This is a genomic window from Mesorhizobium xinjiangense (genome assembly GCF_009749525.1).
Classification (GTDB): Bacteria; Pseudomonadota; Alphaproteobacteria; order Rhizobiales; family Rhizobiaceae; genus Mangrovimarina; species Mangrovimarina xinjiangensis.
Genome location: NZ_WOAC01000027.1, coordinates 46,638 through 66,529 on the forward strand (window position 1 = coordinate 46,638; position 19,892 = coordinate 66,529).

19 protein-coding genes are annotated in these 19,892 nt (G+C 63.5%); 14 read left to right on the forward strand and 5 right to left on the reverse strand.

Annotated elements, in window-relative coordinates:
- Positions 1–37: 37 nt before the first annotated feature.
- Positions 38–1,000, reverse strand: coding sequence for a LysR family transcriptional regulator (locus GM909_RS22435; protein ID WP_198174359.1), 963 nt, complete (start codon positions 998–1,000; stop codon positions 38–40).
- A 245-nt stretch (positions 1,001–1,245) separates the two neighbouring features.
- Between GM909_RS22435 and GM909_RS22440 the strand changes: the two genes are divergently transcribed.
- Positions 1,246–1,710 carry a LysR substrate-binding domain-containing protein gene (locus tag GM909_RS22440; protein WP_328600476.1) on the forward strand — a complete coding sequence of 155 codons (465 nt, stop codon included), beginning with the start codon at positions 1,246–1,248 and terminating at the stop codon, positions 1,708–1,710.
- Positions 1,711–2,470: 760 nt separating this feature from the next.
- On the opposite strand, the gene GM909_RS22445 is transcribed toward GM909_RS22440, so the two are convergent.
- Genes GM909_RS22445 through GM909_RS22455 form a run of 3 tightly spaced genes read right to left on the reverse strand, consistent with a single transcriptional unit; the run spans position 2,471 to position 6,133 of the window.
- Positions 2,471–3,805, reverse strand: a complete 1,335-nt coding sequence (locus GM909_RS22445; protein ID WP_328600475.1) for a sigma-54-dependent transcriptional regulator — start codon at positions 3,803–3,805, stop codon at positions 2,471–2,473.
- Positions 3,783–5,246: a sensor histidine kinase gene (locus tag GM909_RS22450; protein WP_157019444.1), complete on the reverse strand. Its 1,464-nt coding sequence runs from the start codon at positions 5,244–5,246 to the stop codon at positions 3,783–3,785. Before GM909_RS22450 ends, GM909_RS22445 begins: the two co-directional genes overlap by 23 nt.
- Positions 5,243–6,133, reverse strand: a complete 891-nt coding sequence (locus GM909_RS22455) for a substrate-binding domain-containing protein (protein WP_407941343.1) — start codon at positions 6,131–6,133, stop codon at positions 5,243–5,245. Before GM909_RS22455 ends, GM909_RS22450 begins: the two co-directional genes overlap by 4 nt.
- A 243-nt stretch (positions 6,134–6,376) precedes the next feature.
- On the opposite strand from GM909_RS22455, the gene GM909_RS22460 reads away from it, so the two are divergent.
- From GM909_RS22460 to GM909_RS22520, 13 genes are all read left to right on the forward strand, one after another.
- Positions 6,377–6,901 (forward strand): arsenate reductase (azurin) small subunit, encoded by a 525-nt coding sequence (locus GM909_RS22460; protein WP_157019445.1) that lies wholly within the window; start codon positions 6,377–6,379, stop codon positions 6,899–6,901.
- Positions 6,902–6,913: 12 nt separating this feature from the next.
- Positions 6,914–9,433, forward strand: a complete 2,520-nt coding sequence (locus GM909_RS22465) for an arsenate reductase (azurin) large subunit (protein ID WP_157019446.1) — start codon at positions 6,914–6,916, stop codon at positions 9,431–9,433.
- A 67-nt stretch (positions 9,434–9,500) separates the two neighbouring features.
- Positions 9,501–9,884: a c-type cytochrome gene (locus tag GM909_RS22470; protein ID WP_235912021.1), complete on the forward strand. Its 384-nt coding sequence runs from the start codon at positions 9,501–9,503 to the stop codon at positions 9,882–9,884.
- Between the two features lie 2 nt (positions 9,885–9,886).
- The gene (locus tag GM909_RS22475) at positions 9,887–11,146 is read left to right on the forward strand and encodes a molybdopterin molybdotransferase MoeA (RefSeq protein WP_157019448.1); all 1,260 of its coding nucleotides are present in this window, start codon (positions 9,887–9,889) and stop codon (positions 11,144–11,146) included.
- A gap of 65 nt (positions 11,147–11,211) precedes the next feature.
- Entirely contained in the window at positions 11,212–11,544 is a 333-nt protein-coding gene (locus tag GM909_RS22480) for an ArsR/SmtB family transcription factor (protein ID WP_157019449.1), read from the forward strand.
- 11 nt (positions 11,545–11,555) lie between these two features.
- Complete coding sequence (locus GM909_RS22485; RefSeq protein WP_157019450.1) at positions 11,556–12,065, forward strand: arsenate reductase ArsC; 510 nt, start codon at positions 11,556–11,558, stop codon at positions 12,063–12,065.
- Positions 12,066–12,076: 11 nt separating this feature from the next.
- Positions 12,077–13,159: an ACR3 family arsenite efflux transporter gene (arsB, locus tag GM909_RS22490; protein WP_157019451.1), complete on the forward strand. Its 1,083-nt coding sequence runs from the start codon at positions 12,077–12,079 to the stop codon at positions 13,157–13,159.
- A 1-nt stretch (position 13,160) separates the two neighbouring features.
- Positions 13,161–13,583: an arsenate reductase (glutaredoxin) gene (gene arsC / locus GM909_RS22495; RefSeq protein ID WP_157019452.1), complete on the forward strand. Its 423-nt coding sequence runs from the start codon at positions 13,161–13,163 to the stop codon at positions 13,581–13,583.
- Between the two features lie 117 nt (positions 13,584–13,700).
- The gene (gene arsH, locus GM909_RS22500; protein WP_235912022.1) at positions 13,701–14,432 is read left to right on the forward strand and encodes an arsenical resistance protein ArsH; all 732 of its coding nucleotides are present in this window, start codon (positions 13,701–13,703) and stop codon (positions 14,430–14,432) included.
- Positions 14,433–14,512: 80 nt separating this feature from the next.
- Positions 14,513–14,842 carry an ArsR/SmtB family transcription factor gene (locus GM909_RS22505; RefSeq protein ID WP_157019463.1) on the forward strand — a complete coding sequence of 110 codons (330 nt, stop codon included), beginning with the start codon at positions 14,513–14,515 and terminating at the stop codon, positions 14,840–14,842.
- Between the two features lie 50 nt (positions 14,843–14,892).
- On the forward strand, positions 14,893–16,317 hold the full coding sequence (locus tag GM909_RS22510; protein WP_157019464.1) for an FAD-dependent oxidoreductase: 1,425 nt from the start codon (positions 14,893–14,895) through the stop codon (positions 16,315–16,317).
- Positions 16,314–17,522, forward strand: coding sequence for an MFS transporter (locus GM909_RS22515; protein WP_235912023.1), 1,209 nt, complete (start codon positions 16,314–16,316; stop codon positions 17,520–17,522). The genes GM909_RS22510 and GM909_RS22515 overlap by 4 nt, the downstream gene beginning before the upstream one ends.
- A gap of 81 nt (positions 17,523–17,603) precedes the next feature.
- Entirely contained in the window at positions 17,604–18,395 is a 792-nt protein-coding gene (locus tag GM909_RS22520; protein ID WP_157019454.1) for a phosphodiesterase, read from the forward strand.
- A 125-nt stretch (positions 18,396–18,520) separates the two neighbouring features.
- On the opposite strand, the gene tnpC is transcribed toward GM909_RS22520, so the two are convergent.
- The coding region (tnpC, locus tag GM909_RS22525) for an IS66 family transposase (RefSeq protein ID WP_210252589.1) at positions 18,521–19,892 on the reverse strand (1,372 nt) is incomplete at its 5' end.

The following is a 19,892-nucleotide window of genomic DNA, read 5'->3' on the forward strand; positions in this document are numbered from 1 at the left end:
AACGCCCCGGAACCAGGGGTTCAGGACGCTGCGTCGTTTAGGGATAGAGTGCGGGCCGATGGGATTCGTCGGAAAGGGTCGCTGTCCACTGCTTCGTGCGAACCAGATCCCGCAGGATCTCCCAGGCCAGTTGGCCGATGGCGCGGGGCGCCGCGGCAAGTGGTCGTTCAGTCGAATACGCGAGATAGACCTTGCGCGTTATCATCGGATCCATGAACCGCCATGCACGGAACACGCCGCCTTCGACCTCCCTGTCGATGGCCATCCGCGGAAGAATGCCATAACCCACTCCGCGATCCACCAGCCTCTTGATCTGATTGTATGAATCGATCTCGATCTCAGGAGTTATCGCAATGTGCGCCGCCGTGGCGCTGCTTTCGATCAGATCGCGCAGCCCATGCCTCGGCCCAGGCACCACCAGAGGCAAATCAGCAATGTCGGCGAGCCGGATCGTTTCCGGTTCGGATTTGATGCGGCCCACGTAGTCCTTGCTGGCGAAGAGGCAGATCTCTTCCGACAGCCCCAAATGAACCGCCAGCCCCCTCGGATCAGCCGTGGCATAGATCATCGCCAGGTCCAGTTCGTCACGACGGAGCCATTCGAGCACATATCCGCTCATCGCTTCCACGACACGGATCCTCACATCCGGGTAACGGAGCTTTGCCGCTTCGATCAAAGGCACCGCGAGCAACTCACTTACCGTGCCCGGCATGCCGAAGCGCACTTCCCCTCGCGGAAGGGCAAATGTACCTCTGACACTGTCGGGGATCTCGGCAAAGTCGGCAAGGACGCGCTTGGCATGGACATGGAGCCGGCTGCCTGCCTCGGTAGCCTCAACGCCGCGCGCCGTTCGATGCAGCAGCGGGATACCTAGCTCTTCCTCAATGCGCTTGACGTGTTGGCTGATTGCCGGCTGGGCGACATGGAGAACCTGTGCCGCCTTGGAAAACGACCCACTCTCCACGACCTGGGCGAAGTAGCGTAATTGCCTGAGATCCACCGGTCGACTTCTCCCCAATCAAGCATTCGGCGTGATTCAGCCTATATCCATTCGTTATAGAGAATGGGTTTGTCGCTTGCAATTTTCTCTAGCCCGGCCGGTTTGCGCCATTTGCACTGAGCCCAGGATGTCAGGTCAGGTTCAACAAAAGCGAGCGGCGTCGCGCCCTTGTGCAGGGACTGTTGGCGAACAGGTGCTCCGGGCCGGTCTTCGGGAGTACGAATTCGACGACCGGTGCATAGCTGCTGAAGGAGTCGACAGGGGCACGCTCCCGCCGCCGGGATGCTGCCGAGGCTATCACCGTTCGCCTGGATCAGAATAGCGGCGCCGTCCGGCATCCACTGCACGACGCTTGTGCTCTTGGCGCGCACGATGTGGTGGCCTATCCCTACCGTGTTGATCGATCGTCGATGTCGATACAACTGGCCAAAGACGGAGTGGGCGTCGCGCTGGACAGCACGTCGATCGCATTCGACGATCTGGCGAGCGGCGCACTGGTTCCGCTTTCGGCTGAGTTCGACGTCATCGAGTTTCCGGGTTACTGGCTGGTCTGCCCCTCACGACACATGAACCGACGGGCGGTGCGATTGTTTTCCGAGTGGGTTTCTGGGATCGGCAATCGCGATACCGTCCGTGCACGGGATTTTCTGACCGGTCGGGGATTTCAGATCACGTTCGAGCGCAGGCCGCATTTCTTAACACGGGACTAATGGGCAACGGGCCCCGGTGCCTCACGCCAATTAGCACCGATGCTTTCCGCTCTCTTGGCCGCGATGGGTATGTCGGCGAACGCAGTGATCTTGGCCGCCTGTAGCGGCTGCGGGATCGAGGGCAAATGCCACTTGCCGAATCTTCGCTATCCGCAAAAAGGCGCTCAACAAGGCTCGGAAGTGGCCACGTCACAACAATACAGGTGCCGACCTGGCGCTCCACTGCAACAGGTCTGAGATCCGAAGCCGACTGGCGGCTTCCGGCGCCCAACAGATCATGCGGCTACGCCGCCAGAAGCCGAGAGAACAATCGAAGCCTATAGCGTATTTCCGGTAGGTGTGGGGATTGACGGTAGCGGTCCTCCGCTACCACCGAACTTCAATAACTTATTGATTTTCCAAAAAAACTTTTAGAAGTATGCTGCGAACAAATCCTACAAAAGCCTAAGCCGTTGTTTTTCTTTGGAATGGCTGTCGGGGGTTCAATGCAGGCCGCTACCAAAGTGGGCTCCTAACCGGAGCCGCGATCCCGCCTTACGGAGCGATCCCCACCGTGCTAGTTAGCCAAACGTCAGAAGGCCGGAAGGCGGTAGCCGTGTGGACTACGTCATCTATGCGGCGAGGCTGTCCACTGGCTGCTTCGCGCCCGAACTAAGCTGCAAAGCCCGGAATCTCCGATCCTGCAAGCAGCCTTCGTTCACCTAAGCGCCCGTCGGGCGTTGCCGCGAGTTTCTCGGCGCCGTAGATGTGCGGCGCCCAATTAACCTCGAACCCCGAGCCGCGTCATCTTCTCCCAGAGCGTCGAACGACCGATACCGAGTAATTCGGCCGCCTTGATGACCTGGCCGTCGGTCTGTTCGAGCGCGCGTTCGATCTGCCGCCGCTCGGCCGCGTCGCGGACGTCGGCCAGCGGGAGGAAACCCGGCCTGGGCCCGTTCCCAGGGCGATCCGGGAAGAGGTCGCCGGGCATGATCCATTCCGACGCCGTTAGCGCGACGGCGCGGTCGACGCGGTTGCGCAGCTCTCGAACGTTGCCGGGCCATGGATGCGCCAGGGCTGCTTCCTCCGTCAGGGCGCTGAAGCCACGGATACGGGCATCGGAGCGTGCGGTGGCGTTCTCCAGGAAGCGATCGAGCAGCCAGACGATGTCCTCCGGCCGCAGCCTGAGCGGCGGTATGTCGACGGGTAGCACGGCCAGCCGGAAGTAGAGGTCCTCGCGGAAGCCGGATGCCTGTCCTGGCTCCAAGGCGCGGTGCGTGGCCGCGACAATCCGGGCGCGGAAGGGAACGGCTGTCTCACCGCCTAGCCGCGTGAAGGATTCGTTCTCCATGAGGCGCAGCAGCTTTGCTTGAAGGGCGGCCGGCATGTCGCCGATCTCGTCGAGGAAAAGCGTGCCGCCGCGGGCGCGTTCTGCATAGCCGAGATGGCGCTGATGGGCACCGGTGAAAGCGCCCTTCTCGTGGCCGAAGAGCTCACTTTCCAGCAGATCGGCCGGGATCGCCGCGCAGTTCACCGCGACGAAGGGCTGCTCAGCGCGAGCTGAAACCTGATGCAGGAGCCGCGCTGCGACCTCCTTGCCGGATCCGGTCTCTCCGGTAATCAATACCGGCAGGTCGTGCGCGGCGTAACGATGGATCAGGTCTTCGGCGTGCTGGATCGCCGGCGATTGGCCCAGCATGTACTCCTTCAACCGCATGCCGGAGCGGTTGCTGCGCCGCCCGCTCTCGATCCGCTTCAGGAAATCGTCCATGGCGAAGGGCTTGGTCATGAAGTCGACGGCGCCGCAACGCATCAGGCGCATTGCCTGGTCGATCTCGGCGAATCCGGTAACGAACAGGAAGGGCGGCGTGTCAGGCTGCCGGCTCATCATCTCGAACACAGCCTCACCGGACATGTCCGGCAGCCGGATGTCGCAGATCACGAGGTCGAGCGAGCCCGCGGCACGTCCCAGTCCCGTGACTGCCTCACGTCCCGTTTGCCACCAGGTCACGTCCCAGCCTTCGAGTTCCAGTCGCTGGACGATGGAGCCGCCCATCACCGGATCATCCTCGACCAACCCCGCGCGTGCACGCTCAAGCGGCATGGCTGCGCTCATTGTGCGTTTCCTCCATGATTGGCATGGTCAGCGTGACGACCGATCCGACCGGCAGCCTGGCTTCCACGGTTGCCTTGCCTCCACAGGCGTCGACCATGCGGCGGACCATCCAGAGCCCCAATCCTTTTCCGGCGCGGACCGCCGGCCCAGGATCGTCGTCGCCCAGTATCGCGATAGAATCCCTGGGCATGCCTGGACCTTCGTCGGACACTGAAATCGTCAACCGGTGCGCCGTCCGCGCGACGCTCAGACCGATCACGCCGGCTTCCGGGGTGGCTGCGCTGGCGTTGAGCAGCAGATTCAGGACCGCCTGTCGCACCGGGCCGCCGGGGATCTGAGCGGTGAACCCGGTAGGCCAGTCGACCCGCCAGTCCAGTCTCTGTCTGCGCCGGCGCAGTTCCGGCTTCATTAGCACTTTGACATCCTCGAGATCGTCGGCGCCGAGTGGCCGGGCCGATCGTTCCGGACGATAGGTAGCAAGGGCGGCTTCGACGACCTCGCGAATGCCGTTCAGCCCGCGCTCGATCAGGCTGATCGAGGTGTCGCGCACGCCGGGCGTCCTGCCGTGCGTCTTCAGCGTGTCGATGGCGTTGAACAGGCCGCCGAGAGGATTGTTAATCTCGTGCGCCATGCCGGAAGCCAGCCGTCCGAGGCTCGCGAGCTTCTCCTCCTCGGAAAGCTGCATGGCGAAATTGGCACGCTCGCGCTCGGCGTGGACGAGCGCGTTGTAGCCGTTGAAGAGGCTCGCCACCTCGCCGCCGCGCGAGGGGAACTCCCGTGCCGGAATGGGCTCGGCAACGCCGTTTGCGGCGGCCCGCATATGATCCTCCAGCACCCGCATCGGCATGATCATGCGGCGGGCCAGCAGAAATCCGCCAAGCGAGAAGATCGCGGCGAGGATGCCATTGGTGACGAGCAGCGTCACCAGGATCTCGCGGCGTTCGGCGAAGATGTGCGAGGCATCGAAGGCCGTGTGGATCGCACCGATCTTCTGACCCTGATAGACGAGGTCGCGATAGGCGAAGCCGGTGTCCGCCTCGCGGTCGAAGGTCACCGTGGTCGCACCGTAACGCGAGGCATATGCTTCCGGCAACTCCGAGAAGGACGGGATGCGGGTCGGGTCGGTGGCCGCCAGGACCTTGCCGTCGGCGCCGGTGACGACGGCCTCGATCGGCGAGAGCGCCTGGTAGGATTTCTGCGATCGATCGAGCGCGTCGAAGACCTCCCACACATCGCCGCGCAAGACGGCCGGCAGAACGGCCGCGGTCAGACCGTCGAGATAGCTGCCGGCGAGACCGTCGAGCGAGGATTGCTGCGTGCGGGAAAGGCGGTCGAGCACCCGCTCGGAGATCACCGCGCTGATCCCCACCATCAGCAGCGCCACCAGGATCGGCACCCGATAGGAAACTGGAATGGCGCGAAGGCGACGGAAAAACCTCATCCGAACCGCCTCACCGCATCGACCTTGGCGGCGATCGCGTCGAACAGGGCCGGCTCGGTGGCGACGAATCCATCCAGTCGCAGCAGCGCCAGCACCTTTCGGCCTTCTTCGTGCCGATCCATCGCCGTCAGCGCTTCCTTCAGCCGCGTGACGCGCGGATCGCCGGCAAGCGCCCTGGACGCGGCCACGGGAGGAAAGCCGAGCCATTCGGAACGGCGCACGATCCGGGTCTGATCCACGAGGTTAGGTTCCATCTCACGCATCACGTCCCATACGTAGCCGTCGACGCTGCCGGATTGGGCGAGACCTGACGCGACGGCGCGGATCACGTTGCGGTGGCCGTATGTGTAAAAAGTGCGAGCGAAGAAGCCTTCGGGTTTCAACCCGTTCTCGGCGAGAAGCGCACGCGTGACGAGGAAGCCGGAATTGGAGTCGGGATCGGAGAAGGCATGGATGTCGCCCTTCAGGTCCTCCCACCGCTCGGTCGGACTGTCTGCGGCAGCGATCAGGTAGGATTGGTACAGCGGCTTGCCATGCCAGGAGGGCGTGGCGACGAGATCGAGTTCGGTCTTGAACTGGACATAGGGATAGCCGCAGATCCACGCCGCATGGAGTTGACCCGCCACGAGCAAGGCCGTGATTTCCTGATAGGTGCGTCGGCTGACAAGTTCCACGGGCTCGCCGATCGCCTCGATGAGATAGGCACGAAGAAGCGCAAGCAGTTCGAGGTCGTTAGAGAGGAAAACCGGCGTCAGGCCGAACTTGAACCCGTCCTGTGCGGAGACCGAGCCGGGCGACAGCGCGAGCGACGCGGCTGCGCCGCTGCACAGCACAAGCAGCGAACGGCGCGTGAGTCCCTGGCTCGTGGCTGGGTACCGAGCGGTCAAATCGTCGATCCTCCCTGCCGGACAGACTAGCGCCACCAGCCGCTGAAATCGACCGGAATCCTGCAATTCCCGCTCTGTCCGGGTTTCCGGACCAACGGCAGCGCAGCATGTCCGGAAATTCGGACACATGTTTTCGGCATATACCGCAAGGCCTTGCATTCGCTTGCGCCGGCCGTCGCATGTCAACTGGCACCGTCCTTGCTCCCTCCCCTGCGTACCCAGTCGCAAACCAGGGAGGATGGAATGGATCGCTGCAACAAATTGATCGATGTCGGCCGCCGACAGTTTCTGCGAGGCGGAGCGCTTGCCGCCGCAGCCTCCGCCACCGCCGTCACGCTTCCGGCCGCACCGGCCAGGGCGCAGGCGGCTCTCGCCCGCGTGGACTATCCTTCGAACCGCCTCGGCAATATCGCCGACCTGGCCGTCAACGAACCTTTCGACGTCACCTATCCCGACGAAGAGGCACCCGGCGTGCTGCTCAAGCTCGGCACGCCTGTCGAGGGCGGCGCGGGGCCGGACGGTGACATTGTCGGTTTCTCCACCGTATGTCCGCACAAGGGATACCCGCTGAACTACAGCGCCGACGACCGCACGCTGAACTGCCCCGGCCACTATTCGCGCTTCGACTGCGAAGCCGGGGGCCAGCAGATATGGGGGCAAGCGACGCAGAACCTGCCGCAATACGCGCTGCGCGTGGACGAGAAGGGCGACATCTACGCCGAAGGCGTGGATGAGCTCCTCTACGGCCGCCTGTCGAACGTGCTCTGAAGGAGGAAAAACATGGCCTATAAGAGACAGATCGATCGCCTGCCGATCATCCCCGCCAATGCCAGGAAACAGAACGTCGTTTGCCATTACTGCATCGTCGGCTGCGGCTATCATGCGTATTCCTGGCCCGCCAACAAGCAGGGCGGCACTGCGCCCGACCAGAACGCCTTTGGCGTCGACCTCTCCGAGCAGCAATATGCCGAGACCGACGCCTGGTATTCGCCGTCCATGTACAACATCGTCAAGCAGGACGGCAAAGACGTCCACATCGTTATCAAGCCCGACCATGAATGCGTCGTGAACTCCGGGCTCGGCTCGGTGCGCGGCGCGCGCATGGCCGAAATGAGCTATTCGCAGGCCCGCTCCACCCAACAACAGCGGCTGACCGATCCACTGGTCTGGCGCTATGGCCAGATGCAGCCGACGTCCTGGGAAGACGCGCTCGACCTCGTCGCGCGGGTGACGGCGCGCGTGGTCGCCGACAAGGGTGAGGACGCGCTGTTCGTCTCCGCTTTCGACCATGGCGGTGCCGGCGGCGGATATGAGAACACCTGGGGCACCGGAAAGCTCTATTTCGGTGCGATGAAGGTGAAGAACATCCGCATCCACAATCGCCCCGCCTACAATTCGGAGGTCCATGCGACCCGCGACATGGGCGTGGGCGAACTCAACAACTGCTACGAGGATGCCGAGCTCGCCGATACGATCATGGTCGTCGGCGCCAATCCGCTCGAGACCCAGACCAACTACTTCCTCAACCACTGGGTCCCCAACCTGCGCGGTTCCTCGCTCGGCAAGAAGGACGAACAGTTCTCTGGCGAACCGCACGACCGCGGCCGCATCGTCATCGTCGACCCGCGCCGCACCGTGACTGTCGCTGCCTGCGAGGCGGAAGCGGGCGCGGAGAACGTGCTGCATCTGCAGATCAAATCCGGCACCGACCTGGCTCTGTTCAACGCCCTCTTCACCGAGATTTCCGAGCAGGGATGGGTGGACCAGGAATTCATCGACGCCAGCACCTCCGATCAGGAAGGCGAAGGCGACGGTTCCGATCCCGCCCGGCCCGGCGTGCTGACCAGCTTCGCGGCAGCCCGTGAAGGCAACAGGGTCGCGATCGAGGAAGCTGCCGAGATCACCGGCGTGTCCGCGGACGACATCCGCAAGGCGGCCGCATGGATCGCCGAGCCGAAGGAAGGCGGAGCCCGCCGCCGCACAATGTTCGCTTATGAAAAGGGTCTGATCTGGGGCAATGACAACTACCGCACCAATGGCGCGCTCGTGAACATCGCGCTGGCCACGGGCAATGTCGGTCGCCCGGGTGGCGGGGTGGTTCGGCTCGGCGGCCATCAGGAAGGCTATGCCCGTCCGGCCGATGGGCATGTCGGCCGCCCGTCGGCCTATGTCGACCGCCTGCTGATCGAAGGTCAGGGCGGCGTGCACCACATCTGGGGCTGCGATCACTACAAGACGACCCTCAACGCGGCCGAGTTCAAGCGTGTCTACAAGCAGCGCACCGACAAGGTGAAGGACGCGATGAACGCCGTGCCCTACGGCGACCGCGACGCCATGGTGGAGGCCATCGTGGCAGCGATCGACGATGGCGGATTGTTCGCGGTGGACGTCGACATCGTGCCGACCAAAATCGGCGAGGCCTGCCATGTGATGCTGCCCGCCGCGACATCCGGCGAGATGAACCTCACCTCGATGAACGGCGAGCGGCGCATGCGGATCACCGAGCGCTACATGGATCCGCCCGGACAGGCGATGCCTGACTGTCTGATCGCGGCACGTATCGCCAATCACATGCAGCAGGTCTTCACAGATCTCGGCAAGGCTGACATTGCGGCCAATTTCGACGGCTTCGAATGGGAGACCGAGGAAGACGCCTTCATGGACGGCTACCACGCGACCGCGCATGGCGGCGAGCATGTCACCTACGAGCGCTTGAGGGCGATGGGAACCAACGGTTTCCAGGAACCCGCAACGGGCTTCGAGGACGGCAAGATCGTCGGAACCCAGCGTCTTTACACCGACGGCAAGTTCGGAACGGAGGACGGCAAGGCGCGGTTCATGGTCACGGCGTGGCGGGGCCTGCAGGCGCCTGGCAAGACCGAGCAGCAAGCCGCCTATCCGTTCCTCATCAACAACGGGCGCGCCAACCAAGTGTGGCAATCGGCCTATCTGGACGTCGAAAACGACTTCGTCATGGACCGCTGGCCATTCCCGTTCATCGAGATGCATCCCGACGACATGGCCAAGATCGGTGTCAAGGAAGGCGACCTGGTCGAGGTTTACAACGACGCGGGCGCGACGCAGGCGATGGTCTATCCGACGCCATCGGCAAGGCCCGGCGAGACGTTCATGCTGTTCGCCTACCCGACAGGCGTACAGGGCAACGTTGTCAATGCGGGGACGAACGAGCTGCACATCCCCAACTACAAGCAGACCTGGGGCAACATCCGCAAGATCGCCGATGCACCAGCGTCGGTCGCCCACCTGTCCTTCAAGTCGAAGGAATACAGCGCCGCTTGATCGCATGTCGCCACCACGCCGCCGGGACAATCCCGGCGGCAACCTCGACAGCTACCCGGAGTTCATAGTGAGACCTTTCATCATCAAGGCCGCAGCGGTTGCGGCATCGTTGCTCGCTGCGTCAATTGCCCATGCCCAAGACGTTGAGGCCGGAAAGGCGGCCTTCCGCAAATGTGCCGCCTGCCACGCCACGGACACGACCACCAACAAGGTCGGGCAGCATCTCGGTGATGTCGTTGGCCGCACCGCGGGCACGGCGGAAGGATTCAATTTTTCGCCTGCAATGAAGAAGGCCGGCGAGGAAGGTCTCGTCTGGGACGAGGCGAACCTCAAGAAGTATCTCGCTGCTCCCCGAGCCAAAGTCCCCGGCACCAAGATGGCCTTTGCCGGCATCAAGAAACCAGACGAACTGGCAAATCTCGTCGCCTATCTGGAGACCTTGCAGGAGTGACCATGTCCTCGACCGCGCTCGCGCTTTCGAATCCTTGCGAAGCTGGTGCCACCGGGGCGGTCATGCCGGTTGATATCGCCGCGGCCAAGGCGATTGCCGCAGCGGTGCCCGTCGCGGAGACCGAAACGATCGACCTGCTAGCCTCAATTGGGCGCGTGCCGGCGTCAGAAGTGGCCGCAAGGCTGGACCTGCCGCCGTTCAACGCATCCGCGATGGACGGCTATGCGGTGAAGGCGGACAACTTCTTGAAACCTGGTCCGTGGCGGCTCCGGGTCGCGGGGCGCATCGTGGCGGGCGACGTTCCAAAGCGATCCTACGAAGGCGCGGTCCGCATCCTGACCGGGGCGCCGGTTCCGCAGGGATTCGATGCCGTCATCATGCAGGAGAAATGCCGCGTCGAGGGCGGCGTCATCGTTGTCAGCGAAAGACCGCGCGCGGGGCAGAACGTGCGGATCGCCGGGGAAGATTTGCGCCGCGGCGATCTGCTTGTGAAGCCGGGCGACCTCCTGAAGGCCCAGCAGCTTGCGCTCCTTGCCGGACAAGGGATGGCCGAGATCGAAGTTCGGCGGAAGATCCGCATCGGCCTGATCTCGACGGGCACCGAGCTGCGCGAACCGGGCCAACCGCTTCATCCGGGACAGATATTCAACTCGAACCGCGTCATGCTGCGGGCCAGCCTAGACTCGTGCCGCTGGGCTGAGGTGTTCGACTTCGGCATCGTTCCCGACACACGCGAGACGATCGCCGAGACCGTGGCCGAGGCATCGACGCACTGCGATGCGATCATCACGACAGGAGGCGTCTCGGCTGGAGAGGAAGACCATGTCACCTCTGTTGTGGCTGCCGGGGGCGGCAGGCTCGATGTCATGAAGGTTGCGATGCGTCCCGGCAAACCGGTGAAGGTCGGAAGGCTTGACCGAGCGCTATTCCTCGGCCTTCCCGGCAATCCGAACGCCACGCTCGTCACCTTCCGTATGATCGCGCTCCCGGCGCTCCGGAAGCTGGCGGGCCTGTCGAACACGGCGCCGATCTGGGCGCTGGCCATCGCCGATTTCGCTTACGAGAAGCGTGTTGATCGCACGGAATTTGTCCCAGTGCGCCTCGGTGCAGGACGTCCGGACGGGTTACCACGCCTGACCATGCTCGGGCGCGGATCCTCCGCCAGCCTGAGGGCGATCTCGCAAGCCGAGGGGATTGCGCTGCTGCCGCCCGGCGTAGACCGTGTCGAGCCGGGGATGCGTCTCGCGTTCGAAGCGATTTAGGCCTTTTCCTCATTGTCTCATCATGCTAACTGCCAATAAGTCGATTCATCGAGAAAGGCAGATGTATGGACAAGAAGGCATCGCTGGCCGCACTGGCAGCCCTCGGGCAGGAGACGCGGCTCGATATCTTTCGCCTGCTGGTTCGGGCGGGCACTGAGGGTATTCCCGCGGGCGAGATCGCGACCGGTGTGGGCGCGGTCCAGAACACGACATCCTCGCATCTGAAGATCCTGACCCATGCCGGCCTTATCCGTCCCAAGCGGGATGGGCGCATCGTTCGCTACGTCGCCGACATGACCGGCTTCCGCGATCTGCTCGCCTACCTGATGGAAGACTGCTGCAATGGTTCGCCTGAACTCTGCCGCCCCGTCATCGACGCCGTCACCTGCGATTGCTAGGAGCAACCGACATGTCCGAGAAAATCTACAACGTTCTCTTCCTGTGCACCGGAAATTCCGCCCGTTCCATCCTTGCCGAGGCGATCCTGCGCAATCTCGGCGCCGGCCGCTTCAACGCGTTTTCCGCAGGCTCGCAGCCAAAGGGTGAAGTGCATCCCTTCGCGCTTGAACTGCTCCATAGCCTGAAGCAGGACACGTCCTTTGCGCGATCGAAGAGCTGGGACGAATTCGCGGGGCCGGATGCGCCGACAATGGATTTCGTCTTCACCGTCTGCGACAACGCGGCCAACGAGGCTTGCCCGGTCTGGCCGGGGCAGCCGATGACCGCGCATTGGGGCGTGCCGGATCCAGCCGCTGCCGAAGGCACGGACGCTGAGAAGCATCTCGCCTTTGCCGAGGCCTATCGGCAGTTATCGAACCGGCTCTCGGCCTTCCTCGCCCTGCCGCTCACCTCGATCGACCGGATGTCGCTGCAGACGAAGCTCCGCGACATCGGACAAGACCGGTCGATGGCTGGCTGAAGGATTCCACCATGACAGACACGACATTGGTGTCGGGCCGCGCCGCGCCCGGCGGTATCGGCTTCTTCGAGAAGTGGCTCTCTGTGTGGGTGGCGCTCTGCATCGTCGCCGGCATCGCGCTCGGCACCTTGCTGCCGGGCGTCTTCGGCGTCCTCGCCGGGATCGAATATGCTTCCGTCAACCTGGTCGTCGCAGTCCTGATCTGGGCGATGGTCTTCCCGATGATGGTCAATGTCGACTTCGCCAGCCTGCGCCACATCGGTGATCGTCCCAAGGGCCTGATCTTGACGATCGCGGTGAACTGGCTGATCAAGCCGTTCACGATGGCCGCACTCGGCGTACTCTTCTTCGAACACATCTTCGCGCCGTGGATCGAACCTGCCGATGCACAGCAATATATCGCCGGCCTGATCCTGCTGGGTGCTGCGCCCTGCACGGCGATGGTGTTCGTCTGGAGCCAGATGACGCGCGGCGACGCGACCTACACGCTGGTGCAGGTTTCGGTGAACGACGTCATCATGATCTTCGCATTCGCGCCGATCGTGGCGCTTCTTCTGGGTGTGACGGACATCGTCGTGCCCTGGGCGACGCTCATCCTGTCCACGGTTCTCTACGTCGTCATTCCGCTGGTCGCCGGCGCGCTCACCCGGAATTGGCTGGTCGGCCGCGCCGGCGGCGGCGGGAATGCCGAGCGCGCCGTGTCGGAGTTCACGGGACGCCTCAAGCCGGTCTCGGTCATCGGCCTGCTGGCGACCGTGGTGCTGCTGTTCGGCTTCCAGGGTAACGTCATCCTGGCCAACCCCATGCTCATCGTGCTGATCGCGGTGCCGCTGGTGCTCCAGTCCTATGGCATCTTCGCCATCGCCTATGCGGCGGCCAAGGCGTGGAAGGTGCCGTTCAACGTCGCCGCGCCCTGCGCGCTCATCGGCACGTCCAACTTCTTCGAATTGGCGGTGGCGGTGGCGATCAGCCTGTTCGGTCTGCATTCCGGCGCGGCACTCGCCACCGTGGTCGGCGTTCTCGTGGAGGTGCCGGTGATGCTGTCGCTTGTCACCTTCGCCAACCGCACCCAGCACTGGTTCCCGAAGGGCTGACATGACCATCACGATCTACCACAATCCCGACTGCGGCACCTCGCGCAACACGTTGGCCATGATCCGCCGGTCCGGCGAGGAGCCGGAGGTGATCGAGTATCTCAAGACACCGCCCTCGCGCGCGCGGCTGCTCGAACTGATCCCGGCCATGGGCATCGCACCGCGCGACCTCCTGCGCGAGAAAGGTACGCCCTACGCCGAGCTCGGTCTCGGCGACACGAAGTGGACCGACGACGAGTTGATCGATTTCATGATGGTCCATCCGATCCTCATCAACCGGCCAATCGTCGTCACTCCTCTTGGTACGAAGCTGTGCCGACCTTCGGAGACCGTGTTGGATATCCTGCCCAATCCCGATATCGGCCCCTTTACGAAGGATGACGGCGAGGTCGTCATCGATGCGGACGGCCGGCGCGTTCTTTGAACTTCGAAAAAAATAGAAATAGAGTTGACTGCGCACATGCGCGGCGCTAATCATATTTCCAGAAAACTCGAAATAAAGCAGCGTTCGACGCTGCTGCGTGTGTCCTGGAGAATGCAAATGACCGATACCGCCCAGCCGATGGACACCTCCCCCAACCTCCTTGAGGAGCAGTTCCGGCCGATCGATCCCGAAGCGCTATTCCACGTACCGCGATCGACACACCCGCCACGTATTCTCATGCTTTACGGCTCGCTGCGCGAGCGCTCCTACTCGAGGCTGGCTACCGAAGAAGCGGCGCGAATCCTGCGCCGGCTGGGCGCCGAGGTGCGCATCTTCAATCCAGCGGGATTGCCGTTGCCGGATTCTGTTCCGGCGGACCACCCGAAGGTCAAGGAACTCCGCGAGCTTTCGATGTGGTCGGAGGGGCAGGTGTGGTGCTCGCCAGAGCGTCACGGCTCGATGACCGGGATCATGAAGGCGCAGATCGACTGGCTGCCGCTGTCGCTTGGCGGCGTGCGACCGACGCAGGGGCGGACGCTGGCCGTGATGCAGGTCTGTGGCGGCTCGCAGAGCTTCAACGCGGTGAACCAGTTGCGCGTGCTCGGCCGGTGGATGCGGATGGTCACCATCCCGAACCAGTCGGCGGTTGCCAAGGCCTTCAACGAGTTCGACGCCGAGGGCCGGATGAAACCGTCACCCTACTACAACCGCATCGTCGACGTGATGGAGGAACTGATGAAATTCACGCTCTTGGTGCGCGACCAATCGGACTACCTGACCGACCGCTATTCCGAGCGCGTTGAAAGCGCGGAGGAAGTGTCTAAGCGGGTGAGCCAGAAGTCGATCTGACGCGCCGTTCAATACAGCTTATTTCGAACGTTATGGAAATTCGTTTGACTGATCAGCGATCGGAAGTCTACGGTGATCACATGAAGATCGAACAGGCAGCCACGCAACTCGAAGCGCTCGGGAACGCCACCCGGCTGAACATCTATCGCATCCTCGTGCGTGCGGGCGCTGAAGGACTGGCCGTCGGGAGCATCCAGGAGAAGCTCGGCATTCCGTCCTCCACCTTGTCGCATCACTGCAAGCGGCTGGTCGATACCGGGCTGGTGAGCCAGGAGCGGCAGGCTACGACGCTCATCTGCCGCGCCGAGTATCCGGCGATGCAGGCTCTGATCGGGTATCTCGCCGACGAATGCTGCGCGGACGGAAGCTGCCCTACGGACCAAATATGGGTCACCACCGAGCAGGCATAGCGTTCCCTTTTTTTGGCCATTTAATTCGAACATTCGGGAAGGATCGAAAGATGAACAAAGTCACGAGAGAGCTGCCCGTTGCAGTGATCGGCGCCGGTCCGGTGGGCCTTGCGGCCGCCGCACGTCTGGTTGAACGCGGCCTGCGCCCCATCCTTCTCGAAAAAGGCGCCCGCGTCGGCGCGGCGATCCTCGAATGGGGCCAGGTCCGCGTTTTTTCTCCGTGGGATTACAATGTAGACGGCGCCGCGCGGGCGCTGCTGGCCGAACATGGCATTGCTGCGCCTTCCGGCGAGTACCTGCCTACGGGCGAGGAGATCGTAACGCAGTATCTCGAGCCGCTTTCCCTGGTGCCGCCGATCGCGGCGGGGCTCCGTCTCGGCGCGGAAGCGACGGGCATTACCCGCGAGGGGCACGACCTGATGTCAAATGACGGACGCGCGGACGCACCGTTTGTGGTGCGATATCGCGATGCCGAGGGCGAACAGCGGCTGCTCGCCAGCGCCGTTATTGACGCTTCAGGAACCTGGTCGCGTCCCAACCCGATCGGGGCGGACGGGTTGGCCGTCCCGGGTGAAGCCGAGACTTCCGACCTCATCGCCTACGGTATTCCCGATGTCCACGGCGTTGAGCGTGACACCTATGCGGACAAGCGCACGCTGGTTCTCGGCAGCGGGCACTCCGCCATCAATGTGGCACTGGCGCTGCTCGACCTGCAGGTGAAGGCGCCAAGCACGCGGGTGCTGTGGGCGCTCCGGCGCGACCGTATCGGGCGCCTGCTCGGCGGCGGTCTGAACGACCAGTTGCCGGAGCGCGGTGCGCTGGGACTTGCGGCAAAGCAGGCGATCGACGAAGGCAGGTTGAACATGCTGGCTCCTTTCGTCGTCGAACGTGTTGGACGCATCGGTGACGGCCTTAGGGTCGAGGCCATGCTCGGTGGCCGAAAGATCATCGAGGATGTCGACCGCATCGTCGTCGCGACAGGATTCCGTCCGGATTTCTCTTTCCTGCGAGAGCTGCGCCTGGGCCTCGATCCCGCAGTCGAGGCGACGCCGGCGCTCGCGCCGCTGATCGACCCCAATTTCCATTCCTGCGGCACAGTCCCTCCGCATGGCGTCGATGAACTGGCCCATCCGGAACCGGGTTTCTTCATCGTCGGCTCCAAGTCCTATGGTCGCGCGCCGACCTTCCTGATGGCGACAGGCTATGAGCAGGTCCGCTCCATCGTCTCCGAGATCGCCGGCGACCCTGTCACCGCGCGACAGGTACAGCTTGTGCTTCCCGAGACCGGCGTCTGCAGCGCGCCGTCCGAAATAACCTCCACATCGTGCTGCGGCGGTCCCGCGCCCGCTGACGTCGACGCGTGTTGCGCCGACGATGCCACAGCCAAGGCAAAAGGCGAGGCCGGATGCGGCTGTGCTTCGACGACGGCCGAACCTATTGCGGCCAAGGCCACCTGCTGCCAGAGCGCGGCGTGAAGGCTTCATCTATACCTGCTGCGTCAGGCTGGTTCATCAGCGCGCTCGGTGCCGCCCAGATCTGTTCGTGGGGAACGCTGTTCTATGGCTTCCCCCTGATCGCCGAGGCGATGCGAGCCGATCTCGGCTGGTCGAAGCCGACGCTCTACGGCGCGGCCACCTTCGGCATGCTGCTGGCGGGACTTGCGGCCTATCCGGTCGGCGCCGTGATCGACCGCGGCCATGGGCGGATGCTGATGTCCGGAGCTTCGGTCCTGGCGGGGATCCTTCTGGCAGCCTGGTCGCAGGTGGAAGGACTCGTTGTCTTCTATATCGTGCTTGCCGGGCTGGGGTGCATGCAGGCCGCCACGCTCTACGAGCCCGCATTTGCCGTCATCGCACGCCGCGTCGGTCCGCTCAACGCCCGTAAGGGCATCACGGCCCTGACGCTGTGGGGCGGGTTCGCCAGCACCGTCTTCATCCCCGTCATTCAGTTCCTGATCGAAACGCAGGGCTGGCGCGGTGCGCTGCTCGTCATGGCTGGGGTGAACATCGTCGTCTGCGGCGGGCTCTATCTCTTGGCCATCGACCCTTCGCGCGATGCCCCGATGCGGGCTGCCGAGCCCGACGAGGCCCCGCCGGCGGTGGGACGAGCAGCGGTCGCAGCCGCGATGCGCAGGCCGTCCTACTGGGGCCTCATGCTCGCCTGGGTGTCCTATGCCTTCGCCTTCTCGTCGCTGACCTATCACTTCTTTCCGCAGTTGCTCGAACGCGGCCTGGATTCGACCGATGCGGTGCTGGTGCTGACGGTCATCGGTCCTGCACAGGTCGCAGGTCGCATCCTGATCCGCGCCTTCGCAACCGAAGCCCCGGTGCGGTCTGTTGGCTCGGTCGTCGTCGTGGTCTTTCCGCTGGCCGTGATCGGCTTCGCCTTCGCCCCGCCCGAAGTCGTCGTCATCGCGGGCGTCGCCGCCTTCTACGGCGCGGCGAACGGCATGATCACCATCGTGCGCGGCATGGCCGTGCCGGAGATGGTGACACGGGACGGCTATGGCGCGGTCAATGGCTCGCTCGTCGCGCCGATGAACATCATGACCGCGCTCGCCCCCCTCGGCGCAGCGCTTCTGTGGCAGGCGAGTGGTGGCTACGGCGCGGTTCTGGCCGCGATCTTCATCGGCTCGCTGACGCTATGCGCGGGGTTCTGGTTCGCGGCGGCGCGGAGCTGAGCGGGAACGAGCACAACTAAACCAGACCCTGCAAGAGCCCCGCAGGCACTGCACGACACATCTGAACAAGGGAATACAGTTATGACCAAGCTTGTGTGGATGACCGATCTGCATCTTGTCGAACGGGGCTCGGATCTTCCGGCAGGTGTCGACCCGTTGACGGGGCTGCGTGACGCAATTGAAGAAATCGAGAGGTTCCATAGCGACGCTGTGCGACTCGTCATCTCCGGCGATCTTGTGCAGCTGCATAATCCTGGCGCCTACCACATCCTGCGTGAGGAGCTTGCGTCGCTTTCCATCCCCGTCAGGCTGCTTGCAGGAAACCATGATGACTCAGAAGCTCTGGTCGACATCTTTCCTGAAGCCGCACAGGGCGGCTTCGTCCAAGGATCTGAGGACATCGAGGTTGCCAGACTGGTCTATGCCGATACCAAAGCATCGGATGGTAGCCACCATGGTGAACTCTGCGATGTCCGTATCGAGTGGCTCGCCGAACAGGTCGACTTGGCTGGAGGTCGGCCCCTGCTCCTCTTTCTTCACCACCCGCCTTTCGCCATCGGCGTTCCGGCACTCGATCGGCTTCGCCTCCGCAACAGCGATGGGCTGGCACGGCTGCTCAAGAACCGCAGGACGCCCACACATCTGTTCTGCGGCCACCTGCACAGAAACGTGTCGGGGACTTGGCAAGGCCATCCAGTCCAGGTTCTCAAAAGCACGCATGTTCAGTTCGCTCTCGATATGACGGGTGAGAAGCTCACGCGTTCCTCCGAGCCGCCTGCCTACGCGGTAATCGAAATTCGGGACGGCGATATCATCACGAACTACCGCGATATATCGTCCAAAGGTAAGAGAACCCTACCGACGGTGAGCTAGGACCCACTCCTCCAACTGGCGGACTTGTCACCACTGAGGACCTACTCCAGCAACTCACACCGGCGAGAGGAACAGACGGCGGGTTCTATGTTCCTTCGTAAGCGACGTCTGCGGCCCACAGGATTTCAGCTTGACGGCGTGAAGTTCCATGGCAGGAGCTCGTCGATCCGGCTTTTCGGATGGCAGACACGGCCGTCGTGGAGGAAGGTCTGCAAACCGTCCCAGTGACGATGGATGTAGGCAAGCTTCTCGCCGAGACGGGACTTGGTGGAGACCCGGAGGCGTTGCACTTGTAGCCAGTCCCCGAAGGCGGCAACCACAGGCGCGGTGCGGGCCTGCCGGGCCGAGAGCCGCTGCCCGGGCGCCGTTCCGCGGATATCAGCCTCGACCCTGTAGAACTCGGCGATCCGGCGCAGGCCCTCGGCGGCGATCTCGGAGCCGTCGCGGTCGAACACTTCCTTCAGTTTCCGCCGTGCATGCGTCCAGCAATGCGCCACGCGGATCGGCTCGCCGCCCTTACGGGAGGGGTGCGTCAGGCGGTTGTAGCCCTGGTAGCCGTCGAGTTGCAGGACACCGTCGAAGCCACGCAGGATTTTCTCCGCGTTCTCTCCGCGGCGGTCGGGCGCATAGAAGAAGACCACGCCAGGCGGATCGTCCCCACCCCAGGCGCGGTCGTCGCGGGCCAAGGCCCATAGATATCCGGTCTTCGTCTTGCCGCGGCCCGGATCCAGCACCGGCGCCGTGGTCTCGTCCATGAACAGCTTGGTCGACACCTTCAGATGTTCGGCCAGCCGGTCGACCACGGGTCCGAGGTGGAACGCGGCAGTGCCGACCCAGTCAGCCAGCGTGCTCCGATGGATATCGATGCCCGACCGGGCAAGGATCTGGCTCTGCCGATGCAAGGGCAAATGGTCAGCGTACTTGCTTGCCAGAACATGCGCGATGGCACCTTCCGTCGGCAGACCACCTTCGATGAGGTGAGCCGGTGCCGGCATCTGGGTGACACCGTCTGTACAGGCGCGGCAGGCGTATTTGGGGCGAACGGTGACGATCACGCGCAGCTGCGCGGGCACGATGTCCAGCCGCTCCGTGCGATCCTCGCCGATTTTGTGCATCACCCCGCAACCGCAAGGACACTCAAGACTGGCAGGTTCGATCACACGCTCGATGCGCGGAAGGTCTTTCGGCAGGTTGCCCCGATTGCGCCGCGCCGGACGGCGGGTTTGGCCTTTACAGGAGAGCTGCGTGTCCTGGCTTTCCTCAACCTCGGAGATGGCTGTCTCGAGGTCTTCGAAGGACAGTTGCCGTTCGTCTTCGCGGAGCTTCTCCGACCTTTTGCCGTGAACCGCGTGGTTCAACTCGGCGATCAGGTGCTCGAGACGTCTATTGATCTCCTTGAGCGCATCCCTTTCGCGCAGCACCGCGGCGACAGCATCACGCTGGTCGGCGGGGATCGCAGAAAGGTCGATGGCGACAGTGGAAGGCATGGGCCCAGAA